Genomic DNA, 15,093 nt, shown 5'->3' with positions numbered 1-15,093 from the left:
TTTTATTTGATTACCTGTTGAACTTTCCGAATAAGAAAGTTGTCTCATGCTAAATCACTCGTGCGGAATAGTAATAAAATAGAATTGTTACGAATTAAGTAAAATCTAAACCGGATAAATCTGCGGTAATAGTCATTTGTTTTATGAATGAGTTAAAATAAACCATATTAAATAAAAATTATTAATTAGCGGTTAAATCAGGTAATCTCTGCTCCGTTATATGCCTTTAAGATTATTTATCCATAATTATCATGAATGTCATTTGGGAAACTAAAGAGAGATTCATTAATTATCTGGATTAGCCCGATGTGAAAACATCGGGCTTTTTTTATGGCAAAAAAATGCCCGGACGAGCCGGGCAGAGGGTTAGTCGCTGGTGGATTTTTCGGCTTTTCCTGCCAGCTGCGCCAGGAAGCCATACCGTTTTTGCAGATCTGCTGCCGCGTCTTGCCAGAGCTGCTCTGCCACCTCAGGCTGTTGCGCATTCAGGCGGCGGAAACGCTGCTCCTGCATTAGCGTCTCTGCCAGGGCGTCTGACGGCGGACGCGAATCCAGCGCCAGCGGTAATTTGCCCTCGTCCGCACGGCGAGGATCGAACCGGTAGAGCGGCCAGAAGCCGGTGGCCGTCAGCTGACGCATCTGATCGTGGCTGAGGGCCAGGTCGTAGCCATGCTCTTCGCAAGGGCTGTAGGCAACGATCAGCGACGGCCCCGGATACGCTTCAGCCTCCTGAATGGCTTTCACCGTCTGGTTAAGCTGCGCGCCCAGCGAGATTTGCGCGACGTAAACGTGGCCGTACATCATCATGCTCACGCCGAGATCCTTACGTGCCTTGCGTTTACCGTGTTCACCAAATTTCGTGACGGCGCCCAGCGGCGTGGCTTTCGACGCCTGACCACCGGTATTGGAATAACACTGCGTATCCAGAACCAGAATGTTGACGTTTTCGGTCAGGCTTAACACGTGATCCAGCCCGCCAAAGCCGATGTCGTAGGCCCAGCCGTCACCGCCAATCAGCCAGATCGATTTTTCGACCAGAGCGTCAGCGTCGGTAAGAAGCTGTTCAGCACCGGCCACCCCCTGAAGGGCGTTACGCAGCTCCGCTACCTGCTCGCGACGCACCTCTGGCGTTGCTTCAGCGTGAAGTGCGGCATTGAGATCGGCAGGGATCTCCCCGGCAAACTGTTCCAGCAGGCGCATCACCCGCGCGCGGTGCTGGTCAACGGTGAGGCGGAAGCCCAGGCCAAACTCGGCGTTATCCTCGAACAGGGAGTTTGCCCATGCCGGACCGCGCCCGTTCGCATCGGTGGTGTACGGCGTGGACGGTAAATTACCGCCGTAGATTGATGAACAGCCGGTGGCGTTGGCAATCAGCATCCGGTCGCCGTATAGCTGGGTAAGCAGTTTGATGTACGGCGTTTCACCGCAGCCGGAGCAGGCGCCGGAGTACTCGAACAGCGGCGTGATCAGCTGCGAGGTACGAATATCAATGCGTTCCAGCTTGCTGCGATCGATTTCCGGCAGGTTCAGGAAGAAGTCATAGTTCACTTTTTCTTCTTCAACGTGCTCAAGGCGCGACATCATATTGATGGCTTTGATGTCCGGGTTCTGCCTGTCTTTCGCCGGGCAGACCTCAACGCACAGGTTACACCCGGTGCAGTCTTCCGGTGCGACCTGCAGAACGTATTTCTGGCCGCGCATGTCGCGGGATTTTACATCCAGAGAGTGCAGGCTGGCCGGGGCATCTTCCATTGCTTCCGGTGACACCACTTTGGCGCGAATGGCCGAGTGCGGGCAGGCCGCGACGCAGTGGTTACACTGGGTACAGAGCTCTTCTTTCCAGATAGGGATCGCTTCGGCGATGTTGCGTTTTTCCCAGCGCGTTGTGCCCATCGGCCAGGTTCCGTCCGGCGGCAGCGCAGAGACGGGCAGGGCGTCACCCAGCCCTGCCAGCATGGCGGCCGTCACGGTCTTCACGAAATCAGGTGCCGCGTCCGAGACCACCGGAGGGCGATTCGGGCTGGCGTCATTGACCGGCTGCAGCGGCACCTCAAACAGCGACTCGCGCGCCAGCGCCAGCGCCTGCCAGTTTCGCTCTACCAGCTCCTGCCCCTTGCTGCTGTAGCTTTTGGCAATGGCCCCCTGCAGTTCCACCAGCGCGCTATCGCCAGGCAGGATATTGGTCAGATGGAAGAAGGCCATTTGCATGACGGTATTGATTCGCGCGGCCAGGCCGCATTCGCGGGCAATTTTCGCCGCGTTAACCACGTAGAAGCGGGCTTTTTTCTGATTCAGCACCGTCTGTACTTCCTGCGGCAGGCGCGCCCAGACCTCATCCGCATTGTATGGCGTATTGAGGAGGAAAATACCGCCGGGCTTCAGGCGCTCGGCCATCAGGTACTTGTCGATAAACTGCAGCTGATGGCAGCCAACAAAGTCGGCCTGAGAAATAAGGTAGGCCGAGCGGATAGGCTGCTCGCTGACGCGCAGGTGAGAAACGGTCAGACCGCCGGCTTTCTTGGAGTCGTAGACGAAGTAACCCTGCGCGTACCACGGCGTTGAGTTGCCGATGATCTTGATATTGTTTTTGGTCGCCGAGACGCTGCCGTCGCTGCCCAGGCCGTAAAACAGCGCCTCAAGTTTGGCGGTCGAGGGCAGGGTGTTTTCCGGCAAGGGCAGGGAAAGATTCGTCACGTCATCATAAATGCCCACCGTAAAGCGCGGCTTGGGTTTTGCTTCGCTTAGCTCGTTAAACACGGCCAGCACGCAGTCCGGCCCAAACTCTTTGGAAGACAGGCCATAGCGTCCGCCGATAACGCGCGGCAGCGTTTCACGCTCGCCGTTATTAAAGGCTTCAGCGAGGGCTGTCATCACGTCAAGATACAGCGGTTCCGCGTGCGCGCCAGGCTCTTTGGTTCGATCGAGCACCGCCACGGTACGCGCGCTTTCCGGCAGGGCAGAGAGCAGATGTTTAGCCGAGAACGGGCGGTAAAGGCGCACTTTAAGCACGCCGACCTTTTCTCCACGGGTCAGCAGCTCGTCGACCACCTCTTCACAGGTGCCGATAGCGGAACCCATCAGCACAATCACGCGCTCGGCCTGCGGGTGGCCGTAGTATTCGAACGGTTTGTACTCGCGTCCGGTTGCGGCGGCAAAGTCATTCATTGCCTGCTCGACGTGGTCATAAACCGCGTTGTACCACGGGTTTGTGGCCTCGCGTGACTGGAAATAAGTATCCGGGTTTGCCGATGTCCCGCGGATAACCGGATGTTCCGGGTTCAGGGCGCGGGCGCGATGCGCGTCGATTTCCGCCTGCGGCAGCAGATCAAGGATAGTCTCGTCCGCCAGCGGGACGATTTTGTTGATTTCGTGAGAGGTGCGGAAACCATCAAAGAAGTGGATAAACGGAACGCGGCTTTTAAGCGTGGCGATATGCGAAATTAAGGCAAAGTCCTGGGCTTCCTGAACGCAGCTGGCGCACAGCATCGCGCACCCGGTCTGGCGCACGGCCATCACGTCCGAGTGATCGCCAAAAATAGAGAGTGCGTGGGTGGCCACGGTACGCGCCGCTACGTGCAGGACGAAGGGGGTCAGTTGACCCGCGAGTTTGTACAGCGTTGGGATCATCAACAACAATCCCTGAGAGGAGGTAAACGATGTGGAAAGCGCGCCTGTCTGCAGCGCACCGTGGACCGTAGCAATCGCCCCCGCTTCAGACTGCATTTCAACCACTCTCGGGACATCGCCCCAGACGTTTTTTAACCCGTTTCCCGCCCAGGCATCCGCCTGCTCGGCCATGGTTGAACTTGGCGTGATCGGATAGATGGCGATAACTTCACTGGTGCGAAACGCGACTGAGGCAACTGCACCATTACCGTCAATAGTTTGCATAGGACGACACCCTTACATTGCGCAAAAATAGAGAGGCTGTCATAAGGCGACCAGCCCTGAATATTATCTCTTAAGTCTAGCAAACAGGGGGTTTTTCGATTTTCGCTTTTGTGTCCTCGGTATTCCCACCATCAATGGTTAGATCAAACTTAGGGCGAAAAAATTGCGAGAAATTGTTTCAGCAGCGCATAAATACGCACTTCCGCTCTCGACGACACGGGATGTGATGCCTATTATGCTTAGGTTTCGCACTAATTACGGGGAAGAGAGCATGCGTTCAGCATTTTGGGTAGGGTGTGCAGCGCTATTATTGTCGGCATGCAGCAGTGAACCTGTTCAGCAGGCCACGGCGGCCCACGTGGCGCCGGGAATGAAAGCGGCAATGTCCAGTTCAGGCCAGGCAAACTGCGCCATGATTGGCGGCTCGCTGTCCGTTGCCCGCCAGCTTGATGGTTCGTCTATTGGAATGTGCGCCTTGCCAAACGGCAAACGCTGTAGTGAACAGTCGCTTGCCGTTGGAAGCTGCGGTAGTTACTGATTATTCTGCGCGCTTAAACATCAGCGTCTTATCGGCTGTCGCCAGCGTTAACTGGTCTTCAGTCAGGTCGACCTGCGCCCCTTTGCGCAGCATGTCGCCGATGGTCTGATCCAGCTCGTTAAGCTGTGGTTCGGTACAAAGTTTGCGGGTCATCGCCAGCGCTTTCACTTTTAGCTCACCTTCGGACAGTTTTCCCTGCCCGTTGAAGCGGTTACACATCTGGCCCGAAACGCTAATGTTATCAACGAGGCTAATATCGGGAAGCGCGTTAAAAACGATCTCAGGCTGCGTTGTCATGCCCTTCACGGCCTTGCCGTCCACGTTTTCCAGAACAAAACGGTGGCTCTTCAACCGATCCGGCTGGACGGATGCTTTGCCCGGATTAACGCAGCCGCTGAGGACAAGGCTGATAACACTTAACGCGATGAGCTTTTTCATTTTTCTTCTCAAATTATAAATTCTGTGAATCTTTTACCAGTGTAACGATACTCTGCGGTGCGTTAATGGGGTTTATCTGAAAGTGCGGGGCGGTGCCGGGCAGCGCGGGGCTGCCCGGAATGAAGTTTAATGCGATTTAAACCCGGCAGCCGTCATCAGCATGCGAAAGAGCATGCTGACCGCTGCCAGCGCCAGTACGCTGCCGCCCCAGATAATGGCCAGCCACAGCAATCTTTTCCAGACAGGTTGTTGCATCAGTGATAACCCTCCCCATGCTGAACTTTGCCGCGAAATACGTAGTAGCTCCAGAAGGTGTAGACCAGAATGACGGGAATGATCAACAGCGCGCCCACCAGCATAAAGCCCTGGCTTTGCGTCGGCGCGGCGGCCTGCCACAGGGTGATCGACGGCGGTATGATATGCGGCCAGATGCTGATCCCAAGCCCGCTAAAGCCGAGGAAGATCAGCCCCAGCGTCAGAATAAACGGCCGAGCATGGCTGTCAGGATTACTCAGGCAGCGCCACTGGTAGAGGCTAAACATGACGACCAGGGCAGGGACCGGCAGCAGATAAAACAGATTCGGCAGCGTAAACCAGCGCGCAGCGATGGCCGGGTGCGCCAGCGGCGTCCAGAGGCTGATCGCCGCGATAAACGCCAGCAGCACGATCAACAGCGCCTTCGAAACCTCACGCATCCTTTGCTGCAGCGCATTTTCGCTTTTTATCACCAGCCACGTAGAACCTAACAGCGCGTAGGCCACCACCAGACCCGCTCCGCAGAACAGATTAAACGCGGTAAACCAGTCAAACGGTCCGCCGGTATACGTTCTGCCAGTGACGCTAAAGCCGTTAATGACGGCACCCACCGTCACGCCCTGGGTAAACGTCGCCAGAACGGAACCGCCAATAAACGCCTTATCCCAAAAAGGACGGTGGGCCGGCGTGGCTTTAAAGCGAAACTCAAACGCTACGCCACGAAAAATAAGTCCGATCAGCATTAACGTCAGCGGAATGGTCAGGGCATCAATAATCACCGCATAGGCCAGTGGGAATGCACCAAACAGGGCGGCACCGCCGAGCACCAGCCAGGTCTCATTGCCGTCCCAGACTGGCGCGACGCTGTTGACCATCACGTCGCGATCGTCGGCGTTTTTCGTTGCCGGGAACAGAATACCGATCCCCAGATCAAACCCGTCCATGACGATATACATCAGCGTGGCAAAGACGATGATGACAAACCAGATAATGGAAAGATCGATACCCATTATGGCTGCTCCTTATGTTCAGCTGTGACGGCAGAAAGCGGGCGCGCCGGGCGTCCGTCGGACTCGGTGGCGAAAGATTCATGCGGCTGCGGGCCTTTTCGGATGAGGCGCACCATATAGCTGTAGCCCACGCCGAATACCGAGGTATAGACGACGAAGAAGGCCAGCAGGCTCACGCTCATATGCAGATCGCCATGGGCAGAAACCGCATCCTTCGTTCGCTGAAGCCCGTAGACTACCCACGGCTGGCGGCCCACTTCGGTGGTGACCCATCCTGCCAGAATGGCAATCAGCCCGGATGGCCCCATCAGCAGCGCAAACCACAGGAACGGACGTGAAGAATAAACCTGCTTTTTATAACGCAGCCAGAGCGCCACGACCCCAAGCAGCAGCATCAGCATCCCTAAGCCCGCCATAATGCGGAACGACCAGAAGACGATGGTGGAATTAGGACGGTCTTCCTTCGGAAACTCTTTGAGGGCCGGAACCTGTTTATCCAGACTGTGCGTCAGGATGAGGCTGCCCAGCGCCGGGATCGCCAGCCCAAAGCGGGTGCGCTCCTTTTCCATGTCCGGCCAGCCAAACAGCAGCAGCGGGGTAGGCTCGCCCGGCGGGTTTTCCCAATGGCCTTCAATGGCGGCAATCTTCGCGGGCTGGTGCTTTAAGGTGTTCAACCCGTGCATATCGCCAACCAGGGCCTGGAGGGGAGCAACAATCAGCGTCATCCATAGCGCCATCGAAAACATCGCCCGGATGGCGGGGGTATTATTTCCGCGCAGCAGATGCCATGCCCCGGATGCACCGACAAACAGGGCGCTGCTCAGGAATGCCGCAATCGACATATGCATCAGGCGATAGGGGAAGGAGGGGTTAAATATCACGGCGAACCAGTCCACCGGCACCACCTGACCGTTGACGATCTCGTAGCCCTGCGGGGTCTGCATCCAGCTGTTCGATGAGAGGATCCAGAAGGTGGAGATAATGGTGCCCAGCGCCACCATGCAGGTGGAGAAGAAGTGCAGGCCTGGCCCCACTTTATTCCAGCCGAACAGCATCACGCCGAGGAACCCGGCTTCAAGGAAGAAGGCGGTAAGCACTTCATAGGTCAGCAGCGGGCCGGTAATGCTGCCCGCAAACTGCGAAAAGCCGCTCCAGTTGGTGCCAAACTGGTAGGCCATCACCAGCCCGGAGACCACGCCCATGCCAAAGTTGACGGCGAAAATCTTCGACCAGAAATGGTACAGCGAGCGCCAGACCGGATTTTTTGTTTTCAGCCACAGCCCTTCGAGCACGGCAAGATAGCTGGCCAGGCCAATGGTGATGGCCGGGAAAATAATGTGAAAGGATACGGTAAAGGCAAACTGTATCCGCGCAAGGTGAAAAGCATCCAAACCAAACATGCAAAACTCCGCGATGTAATTATGTCGATGCCATTCTAAGCCGCGCCAGCGCTGGGTTGCAGAGACAGACCTGTGTTATTTATCTATAACAGTTTCCAGACTAATGAGCATTCAGCGAGCACCTTTAGTATGGTGATGCATCAAGAAGAATATTGGCGAGTTTAGACGTGTTATGGAAAGAATAAATGTCCCCACGAACACGTAGATATACGCCATCGTCCTTAACACTGATTATCACGTCAGGATCGTTAGTCACCATAAATGGCGTGGCCTGGTCAATATGAGATAAAAAATCTGCTTCGCTTCTTTTTGCATCCGATAAATAGTAATGATAGGTAAACGATGTCATTGCCCCGGCATTAGCTTGAGTAACATACAAAACAGCCCAGCTATTGACTTTTACTTTCGAACGTAAATCTTGTTCGACAGGGAAGTTCATAAAATATAAAAACCATCCGGCGTAGGCCAGTAAAAATAATAAAGGTACTAGAATATAGCGTTTTTTAAAAACCCGTTCTGGTTGCATAGTCTATTCCGCATTTAATCCAGAGTTGATCATTAGGATCATCCCCAAAAGGGGGGGAACCATACCAGTGTCCATCTGTTGATTTCCCATTCCCTGATTTTGACTGCGCCCATCCGGCAGCACGTAAAAGAACGGGGGCAGAAATTCCAGCCGCAGTGCCAACTGCACCATAATGAAAATTGCCAAAATTCCCGTATTGTCGGCCAATTCTTGTTTTATAATCCCATGGGCCATGTAACCTGACCTGTTGATAAAACCACTCATATGTTAGTGCTGATGGGCCCCGATGAAAACGTGCTAACATCATATTATTTATAATATTAACACCTGGCGGTGAGAAAGATGAAATATCATAAGGTGGGTGAGGAGACACCGCTAAAGTTGGGTATCTCATGCTTGAGGTCTCTCATTCCAGTCGTCGGTAAACATGATGTTACCGTCACAGTGTTTCCAGGTGATTTTTTCATATCGAAATTCTACACATTCGAGATGATTGTGTTTTTCCTTCGTTGGATCTTTTGTGTCATGTATCATTGGCGAGACGCCGACGATTTTTACTCCTTCCAAAAACATGTTGAAGTATTCTACCTCTTGCCCTGCATCATTAATCTTGTACCACCTAAACTCTGCAGATTTAAGGGTTTGACCAGTTGCGACAGCTTTATAGAGATAGGGTGACGAAGAATCAAAGTCTTTTTGTATGATTACGGATGAATGCTTGCGAGTTCCGGTAATTTTTCCCGTAAGACCATCGGTAGGCAGGCTGAGGTTGTGGGAAAAGCCATTAACTTCTATGCTGCCTTCGCGATCCTGAACATCAACAGCGCCCTTAATATCTGCTCCGCCGTCATCTTTTATCCATAAATATGCTGGAATGGCCATGTAAAACTCCTTTTTGATTTAGTCGATGATATTTTTGAGTAATTTAATACTCCAGAGCGGGCAAGCCGATTAGGCCAAAAATGCCATGCAAAATATTTATATTTCACTGAGTTATGTGTCGAATTGCAGTTGTCGATTTGATTAATACACTACAGTAATGCGTTCATCACTGTTCTAAAGTGTATTTTTATGAATTTTCCACATAAAACCGCTTGCTTTGTCGTTATCGCCGTGCGTTAATGGTCTTCTGGTTTTGAGTCCAAAAAAATATCTGACGTAGTTTTATAAAGCAGTTCTCATCACGTTGTGCCTCTCCGCAGCCGCTCCTGGTTCTCTTTCTACACTCCGATTAGTTTTTGTTTCAAACCACTATCGCCTGAAAGGCCCATTAGCAATTTACGTTTTAACGTTCACAGGAGAATCCTATGTCTTCTTATATCCATTTCCGCTGCCCATGCTGTCATGGCTCGCAGTACCGTACCTCAGCCTTTGATGTGTCTGAGAAAAACCCGTTCGGTGCAAAATGCATTTTTTGCAAATCGCCGATGATTACGCTCGATCACCTGGCCGCTGCGCGTTCCGCTCAAAGCCACGTCACCGAGTACCGCAAGTAATCAACCCGTTTTTTCATAACAGTTAGCAAAATCTTCTCTTTTTCTCCTGCTGATATACACTGTCGGCAATAAGGAGAATCTGATGAAAAAATACCAGCGTCTGGCGCAACAAATTATCTCACAGATTGAGCTTGGCGTTTGGCTGCCGGGCGATAAGCTGCCTTCCCTGCGAGAGCAGGTGGCAAGCAGCGGCATGAGCTTTATGACCGTTGGCCACGCGTATCAGATGCTGGAAAGTCAGGGGCGCATTGTCGCCAGGCCGCAGTCGGGCTATTACGTTGCCTCGCGCCCGACCGCACAACAGCCTGCGCCGCCTGCCCAGGTGATGCGTGATGAAGCGGTAGATATCAATACCTACATCTTCGAGGTCTTACAGGCCAGCCGCGATCCGTCCGTTGTTCCTTTCGCTTCCGCCTTTCCCGACCCCCGGCTTTTCCCGCTTCAGCAGCTCAACCGCTCGCTGGCAAACGTCAGTAAAACCGCTACCGCAATGAGCGTGATTGAGAACCTGCCGCCTGGTAACGCTGAACTCCGACACGCCATTGCGCGCCGCTATGCGCAGCAGGGGATGAACATCTCGCCGGACGAGATCGTCATTACCGCAGGCGCCCTTGAAGCCCTGAACCTGAGTTTGCAGGCGGTGACGGAGCCAGGAGACTGGGTGATTGTTGAAAACCCCTGTTTCTACGGCGCGCTGCAGGCGCTGGAGCGTCTGAAGCTAAAAGCGCTGTCGGTTGCCACAGACGTCCGGGAGGGGATCGATCTGAATGCGCTGGAGCAGGCGCTGAACGATTACCCGGTAAAAGCCTGCTGGCTCATGACCAACGGTCAAAACCCGCTTGGCTTTACGCTGAGCGCGGAGAAAAAAGCGCGTCTGGTCGCGCTCCTGACGGAGCACAACGTCACCCTGATCGAGGACGATGTCTACAGCGAGCTCTATTTTGGTCGGGAAAAGCCCCTTCCGGCGAAAGCCTGGGATCGGAGTGACATGACGCTCCACTGCTCCTCCTTTTCAAAATGCCTGGTGGCGGGGTTTCGCATCGGATGGGCGGCGGCGGGAAAACACGCGCGGCGCATTCAGCAGCTGCAGCTGATGAGCACGCTCTCAACCAGTTCTCCCATGCAGCTGGCGCTGGTGGACTACCTGGCGACCAAGCGCTACGACGCCCATCTGCGGCGCCTGCGACGAACGCTCGCCGAGCGAAAACAGCAGGCGTGGCAGTCGCTTCTGCGCCATATGCCTGCCGGCGTTAAAATCCACCATAACGACAGCGGCTACTTTTTATGGCTGGAGCTGCCGGCGCGGCTGGACGCGGGCCAGCTCAGCGAAAAGGCCTTAACGCACCACATAAGCATTGCGCCTGGAAAGATGTTTTCCACCTCAGACGCGTGGACGCCGTTCTTCCGGTTTAATACGTCCTGGGCGTGGGGCGAGCGGGAAGAGCAGGCGGTCATTCAGCTGGGTAAATTAATTAGCACAATGATGGAATAACTTTTTCCCTTTATTTAAATAATCATTTCTTATCCTGACGACGGCACGGCGAATATTTTGCGGTGCCGTATCATATGAAATCTGCATACCGGCTTTCGCGGCTAACTCCTTGTCTATAATCCAGTTAACGGGGAATGCGTCCTCGGTCACACCTTGATGAAATTTCGTTAAGCCGAACGGTGCGGCGCATTTGCGCGGTCTACGTTTAATGAGGGAGATATTTTTACGGCACGGCTGCCGCTAAATTTCATTGCGACGGGAGTAACTCTTATGAGCAAAAGATTTGCCCGCAGCAGCCTTTGCGCGCTCGACATGACTATCATGACCGCGCAAGCCGCAGAACCACTAAAGGCCATTGGCGACGGGGAATATTATGCAAACACATCTGCTGATTAATGGTGAACTGGTTGCCGGAGAGGGAGAGAAACAGCCAGTGTATAACCCGGCCACCGGAGAGGTGCTGCTGGAGATTGCTGAAGCGTCAGCGGCACAGGTCGACGCGGCGGTTCAGGCCGCCGACCGTGCTTTTGTTGAGTGGGGACAAACGACACCGAAAGCGCGCGCCGAGTGTCTGCTGAAGCTGGCGGATGCGATTGAAGCGCATGGCGAAGAGTTTGCCCGGCTCGAGTCCCTCAACTGCGGCAAGCCGCTGCACTGTGCGCTGGGCGATGAAATTCCGGCGGTGGTCGACGTTTTCCGTTTCTTCGCCGGTGCGGCCCGCTGCCTGAACGGGCTGGCCGCGGGCGAGTACCTTGACGGCCACACGTCGATGATCCGCCGCGACCCGGTGGGCGTGGTTGCCTCTATCGCGCCGTGGAACTACCCGCTGATGATGGCAGCATGGAAGCTAGCGCCTGCGCTGGCGGCCGGTAACTGTGTGGTCATCAAGCCGTCTGAAATCACGCCGCTGACGGCCTTAAAGCTGGCGGAGCTGGCAAAAGATATCTTCCCGGCTGGCGTGCTCAACGTGCTGTTTGGCCGCGGAAAAACGGTGGGCGATCCGCTCACCGGGCATGAAAAAGTGCGCATGGTGTCGCTGACCGGTTCGATTGCCACCGGGGAACATATCATCGGCCATACGGCGTCTTCCATTAAGCGCACCCACATGGAGCTGGGCGGCAAAGCGCCTGTTATCGTGTTTGATGATGCGGACCTGGACGCGGTGGTCGAAGGGGTGCGGACGTTTGGTTTCTACAATGCCGGGCAGGACTGTACGGCGGCCTGCCGTATCTATGCCCAGAAAGGCATTTATGCTGCGCTGGTGGAAAAGCTGGGTGCCGCGGTCGCTAGCCTCAAAATGGGTGCTCCGGAGGATGAGTCTACTGAACTCGGTCCGCTCAGCTCGGCTGCCCATCTTTCACGCGTCTGTCAGGCGGTTGACGAGGCGAAAGCGCTCGGCCATATCCGCGTGGTGACGGGCGGGAGTAAACAAGAGGGGGCGGGCTACTACTTCCAGCCAACGTTGCTGGCCGGGGCGAAACAGGAGGATGCCATCGTTCAGCGCGAAGTGTTTGGACCGGTTGTGAGCGTCACCGAATTCGACGACGAAGCGCAGGTCCTGGCCTGGGCGAACGAATCACAGTACGGCCTGGCGTCGTCGGTCTGGACTCAGGATGTCGGCCGCGCCCATCGCCTGAGCGCTCGCCTGCAGTACGGCTGCACCTGGGTCAATACCCACTTTATGCTGGTGAGCGAAATGCCGCACGGCGGCATGAAGTTATCCGGTTACGGTAAAGATATGTCGGTGTACGGGCTTGAGGATTACACGGTTGTCCGACATGTGATGATAAAACACTAAGAGCTCACGCCCGGCGGCCTGCATCGCCGGGCGTTTGCTTTACCAGCCGCACACCTCGTGCTCATTTTCCGTATCGTAAGCGCGAACGGTATTCACCAGATCTTTTATCACGTCTGCGGCAACGTCCGGGATGAGCAACTCCATGGGGGCGTCGGTTTCATAATCCACCGAGACACCGTTGCTATTGTTAGTCACGGTCACTGTGTAGGTTGCTTTGCCCACGCCGTTACTCCTTATGCGTATTAACCACTTTGCCGATGCCTGCGCCCTGAAGCGTAACGTCAGGATCGGCAAAAAAGTCGATATTGAACCAGGTATCGTCGGTCAATAGCTCAATGCGGTGCCATTTTTCCGGCGGCGAGATGCCAAACGATCCGGCTTCGATCACCAGTTCAAGATCCGGTTCGGTCGCGTCAGCGTTTGGGAAACCAAAATAGCGCACCGCCCCCTGCATCACGGACAAACGGCCATAGACGCTGGCTTTCGTATTATGGTGGGTGAAGAGGGCTTTTGGGGCTGTCTCTTTGTTCCAGAATGGCGTGGAGCGGGTATGAACAAAATTTTCAGGAATACGTAGCATAAGGGTTACCTCGTAAATAAAAGCCGCTCAAAGCGACTTCAACACCTCTGGTTCGACGAAAAATTCAATATTGAACAGCGTGTCGTCGCTCATCACCTCGATGTGATGCCATTTCTCAGGGGGAAAAACACCGAAGTGGCCGGCCCTGATAATCAGTGTGCTGTCGGGCTCTGGGGCATGTTCATCAGCATAACCCAGGTAGCGGACGGTGCCCTGCATAACGGACAGCCGGGGATAAACGCCCGGACGGGTACCCGTGTCGAGATGACGCTGAAAGATCCCGGCGGGGGCGGTTTCTTTATTCCAGAAAGGGGTAGAGCGGGTATGAATACAACTCTGCGGAATGCGTAGCATATTGCCTCCCATGAATGTCTGCCTTTATTAGACACTTGTTCAGGAGAGGGAATTTATCAAAAAGTGCATTTACAATGCATGTTATCAATAAAAGTCATTGTCCGCCCCTCCTGTTTGTTATGCAAAATACTCAGTTGTTATTAGGCTTAGTATTTAAGTGGTTATTTTGTAACGAAAAAACTTGATCTGTATCAACATATGACGCATATTGCGTGCGGTTATTTTTTCGGCTCTGGTATTCAGAATGACGTTGTATCAAAAGATGTTGGTTTTTTACGCAATCATGGCTTCCATCTGCGCGTTAATTACGTGGTTCCTTTCTAAAGATCGCAAGCGCATCCGCCTGCTTAGCGCGTTTCTGGTAGGGTCGACCTGGCCGATGAGCTTCCCCGTAGCGCTCCTGATCTCGCTTTTCTGAAGCACGCTTCCATTTTTAAAAAATGATTATGGCATTTCGGATACGGTAACTGTATAAATACACAGTGCATCGTAAAAGGAGTGCTTATGAACAGTTTTTACTCGCAGCATGCGGGTTGCACCGTCCGCTGGCATGATTTGCCAGGCTCTGGCGATCCCGTCGTCTTTATCCACGGACTGGGCTGCGCCTCTTCCTATGAATATCCCCGCGTTGTTCGAGACCCTCAGTTTGGCGGGCGCAGAGCCATTCTCATCGATTTACCCGGCAGCGGTTACAGCGATAAACCTGAGCACTACAGCTACAAAACCACCGATCAGGCGCGCGTCGTGGCGGAGCTGATTGACCATCTTCAGCTGGATGCCTTCTGGTTATACGGCCACAGCATGGGCGGCAGCATCGCGATTGAAACGGCTGGGCTGCTGGCACCGCGCGTGAAGGGGCTGATGGTGTCGGAGCCCAATTTTCACGCCGGTGGGGGGATGTTTAGCCGCTCTATTGCGGCGCAAACCGAACACCAGTTTGTGGCGCAGGGCTATCATGACATGCTCCGCGAAGAAACCACCGCCTGGGCCGGGTGCCTGCAAAGCAATGCCTCTTATGCCGTCTGGCGCGGCGCATCAAGTCTGGTGGCGGGCGTTAAGCCGGACTGGGAAGCGCAATTTCTGTCGCTGCCTTGCCCGGTGACGTTGATTTTCGGCGAGCTCTCACTGCCGGATGACGATGTGGATAATCTGAAGCAGAAGGGGGTTGAGGTCAAAATCATCCCTGCGGCGGGGCACTCCATGTCATGGGAAAACCCGTCGGCACTGGCGCAGGCGTTAGCGGAGTGTATGGCGGCGTGATTATCGTTGCGGAATGTAGCCGGGTAAGCGCAGCGCCACCCGGCAAGAAAGGCCG

At 54.3% G+C, this 15,093-nt stretch carries 17 protein-coding genes and 1 pseudogene; 7 read left to right on the top strand and 11 right to left on the bottom strand.

Features of this window, described 5'->3' with window-relative positions; translation table 11 throughout:
- Positions 1–366: 366 nt before the first annotated feature.
- Positions 367–3,891: a pyruvate:ferredoxin (flavodoxin) oxidoreductase gene (nifJ, locus tag USG84_RS06175; protein ID WP_151413673.1), complete on the bottom strand. Its 3,525-nt coding sequence runs from the start codon at positions 3,889–3,891 to the stop codon at positions 367–369.
- A gap of 271 nt (positions 3,892–4,162) precedes the next feature.
- On the opposite strand from nifJ, the gene USG84_RS06170 reads away from it, so the two are divergent.
- The gene (locus USG84_RS06170) at positions 4,163–4,429 is read left to right on the top strand and encodes a DUF333 domain-containing protein (RefSeq protein ID WP_061099662.1); all 267 of its coding nucleotides are present in this window, start codon (positions 4,163–4,165) and stop codon (positions 4,427–4,429) included.
- On the opposite strand, the gene hslJ is transcribed toward USG84_RS06170, so the two are convergent.
- The 7 genes from hslJ to USG84_RS06135 all read right to left on the bottom strand — a co-directional run bounded on the left by hslJ (position 4,430) and on the right by USG84_RS06135 (position 8,940).
- Positions 4,430–4,867, bottom strand: a complete 438-nt coding sequence (gene hslJ, locus USG84_RS06165; RefSeq protein ID WP_253542156.1) for a heat shock protein HslJ — start codon at positions 4,865–4,867, stop codon at positions 4,430–4,432. It lies immediately after the preceding gene.
- A gap of 126 nt (positions 4,868–4,993) precedes the next feature.
- Positions 4,994–5,122 (bottom strand): DUF2474 domain-containing protein, encoded by a 129-nt coding sequence (locus USG84_RS06160; protein WP_008501283.1) that lies wholly within the window; start codon positions 5,120–5,122, stop codon positions 4,994–4,996.
- Positions 5,122–6,132, bottom strand: a complete 1,011-nt coding sequence (cydB, locus tag USG84_RS06155; protein ID WP_253542153.1) for a cytochrome d ubiquinol oxidase subunit II — start codon at positions 6,130–6,132, stop codon at positions 5,122–5,124. Before cydB ends, USG84_RS06160 begins: the two co-directional genes overlap by 1 nt.
- Positions 6,132–7,532 (bottom strand): cytochrome ubiquinol oxidase subunit I, encoded by a 1,401-nt coding sequence (locus tag USG84_RS06150; RefSeq protein ID WP_253542151.1) that lies wholly within the window; start codon positions 7,530–7,532, stop codon positions 6,132–6,134. Before USG84_RS06150 ends, cydB begins: the two co-directional genes overlap by 1 nt.
- A 124-nt stretch (positions 7,533–7,656) precedes the next feature.
- Positions 7,657–8,058, bottom strand: coding sequence for a hypothetical protein (locus USG84_RS06145; RefSeq protein ID WP_151413674.1), 402 nt, complete (start codon positions 8,056–8,058; stop codon positions 7,657–7,659).
- Positions 8,036–8,362, bottom strand: coding sequence for a polymorphic toxin type 44 domain-containing protein (locus USG84_RS06140; protein ID WP_253543493.1), 327 nt, complete (start codon positions 8,360–8,362; stop codon positions 8,036–8,038). Before USG84_RS06140 ends, USG84_RS06145 begins: the two co-directional genes overlap by 23 nt.
- 86 nt (positions 8,363–8,448) lie before the next feature.
- Positions 8,449–8,940 carry an Hcp family type VI secretion system effector gene (locus tag USG84_RS06135; protein ID WP_151413676.1) on the bottom strand — a complete coding sequence of 164 codons (492 nt, stop codon included), beginning with the start codon at positions 8,938–8,940 and terminating at the stop codon, positions 8,449–8,451.
- A gap of 425 nt (positions 8,941–9,365) precedes the next feature.
- Between USG84_RS06135 and USG84_RS06130 the strand changes: the two genes are divergently transcribed.
- The 4 genes and pseudogenes from USG84_RS06130 to patD all read left to right on the top strand — a co-directional run bounded on the left by USG84_RS06130 (position 9,366) and on the right by patD (position 12,844).
- Positions 9,366–9,554: a cold-shock protein gene (locus USG84_RS06130; protein ID WP_253542147.1), complete on the top strand. Its 189-nt coding sequence runs from the start codon at positions 9,366–9,368 to the stop codon at positions 9,552–9,554.
- An 82-nt stretch (positions 9,555–9,636) separates the two neighbouring features.
- Entirely contained in the window at positions 9,637–11,046 is a 1,410-nt protein-coding gene (locus USG84_RS06125) for a PLP-dependent aminotransferase family protein (RefSeq protein WP_253542146.1), read from the top strand.
- 270 nt (positions 11,047–11,316) lie between these two features.
- Positions 11,317–11,391: pseudogene (locus USG84_RS06120) on the top strand (hypothetical protein); the annotation flags it as partial.
- A 28-nt stretch (positions 11,392–11,419) separates the two neighbouring features.
- Positions 11,420–12,844 carry an aminobutyraldehyde dehydrogenase gene (patD, locus tag USG84_RS06115; RefSeq protein ID WP_320738210.1) on the top strand — a complete coding sequence of 475 codons (1,425 nt, stop codon included), beginning with the start codon at positions 11,420–11,422 and terminating at the stop codon, positions 12,842–12,844.
- A 39-nt stretch (positions 12,845–12,883) separates the two neighbouring features.
- Here the strand turns inward: patD and USG84_RS06110 are convergent, their stop codons facing one another.
- The 3 genes from USG84_RS06110 to USG84_RS06100 are packed head-to-tail and all read right to left on the bottom strand — an operon-like array spanning position 12,884 to position 13,778.
- On the bottom strand, positions 12,884–13,066 hold the full coding sequence (locus USG84_RS06110) for a DUF1869 domain-containing protein (protein WP_151413677.1): 183 nt from the start codon (positions 13,064–13,066) through the stop codon (positions 12,884–12,886).
- Between the two features lie 4 nt (positions 13,067–13,070).
- Entirely contained in the window at positions 13,071–13,424 is a 354-nt protein-coding gene (locus tag USG84_RS06105) for a DUF1971 domain-containing protein (RefSeq protein WP_151413678.1), read from the bottom strand.
- A gap of 27 nt (positions 13,425–13,451) precedes the next feature.
- Positions 13,452–13,778, bottom strand: coding sequence for a DUF1971 domain-containing protein (locus USG84_RS06100; RefSeq protein ID WP_061099663.1), 327 nt, complete (start codon positions 13,776–13,778; stop codon positions 13,452–13,454).
- Between the two features lie 244 nt (positions 13,779–14,022).
- Between USG84_RS06100 and USG84_RS06095 the strand changes: the two genes are divergently transcribed.
- Positions 14,023–14,196 (top strand): GhoT/OrtT family toxin, encoded by a 174-nt coding sequence (locus USG84_RS06095; protein ID WP_003856960.1) that lies wholly within the window; start codon positions 14,023–14,025, stop codon positions 14,194–14,196.
- A gap of 86 nt (positions 14,197–14,282) precedes the next feature.
- Positions 14,283–15,038 carry an alpha/beta fold hydrolase gene (locus USG84_RS06090; RefSeq protein ID WP_151413679.1) on the top strand — a complete coding sequence of 252 codons (756 nt, stop codon included), beginning with the start codon at positions 14,283–14,285 and terminating at the stop codon, positions 15,036–15,038.
- Positions 15,039–15,093 lie beyond the last annotated feature (55 nt).

This window comes from Enterobacter sp. 168J2 (assembly GCF_034107265.1).
GTDB classification, from domain to species: Bacteria; Pseudomonadota; Gammaproteobacteria; order Enterobacterales; family Enterobacteriaceae; genus Enterobacter; species Enterobacter nematophilus.
Note: the sequence above shows the minus strand (reverse complement) of the source record. Positions and strands in the feature narration are given on the sequence as shown.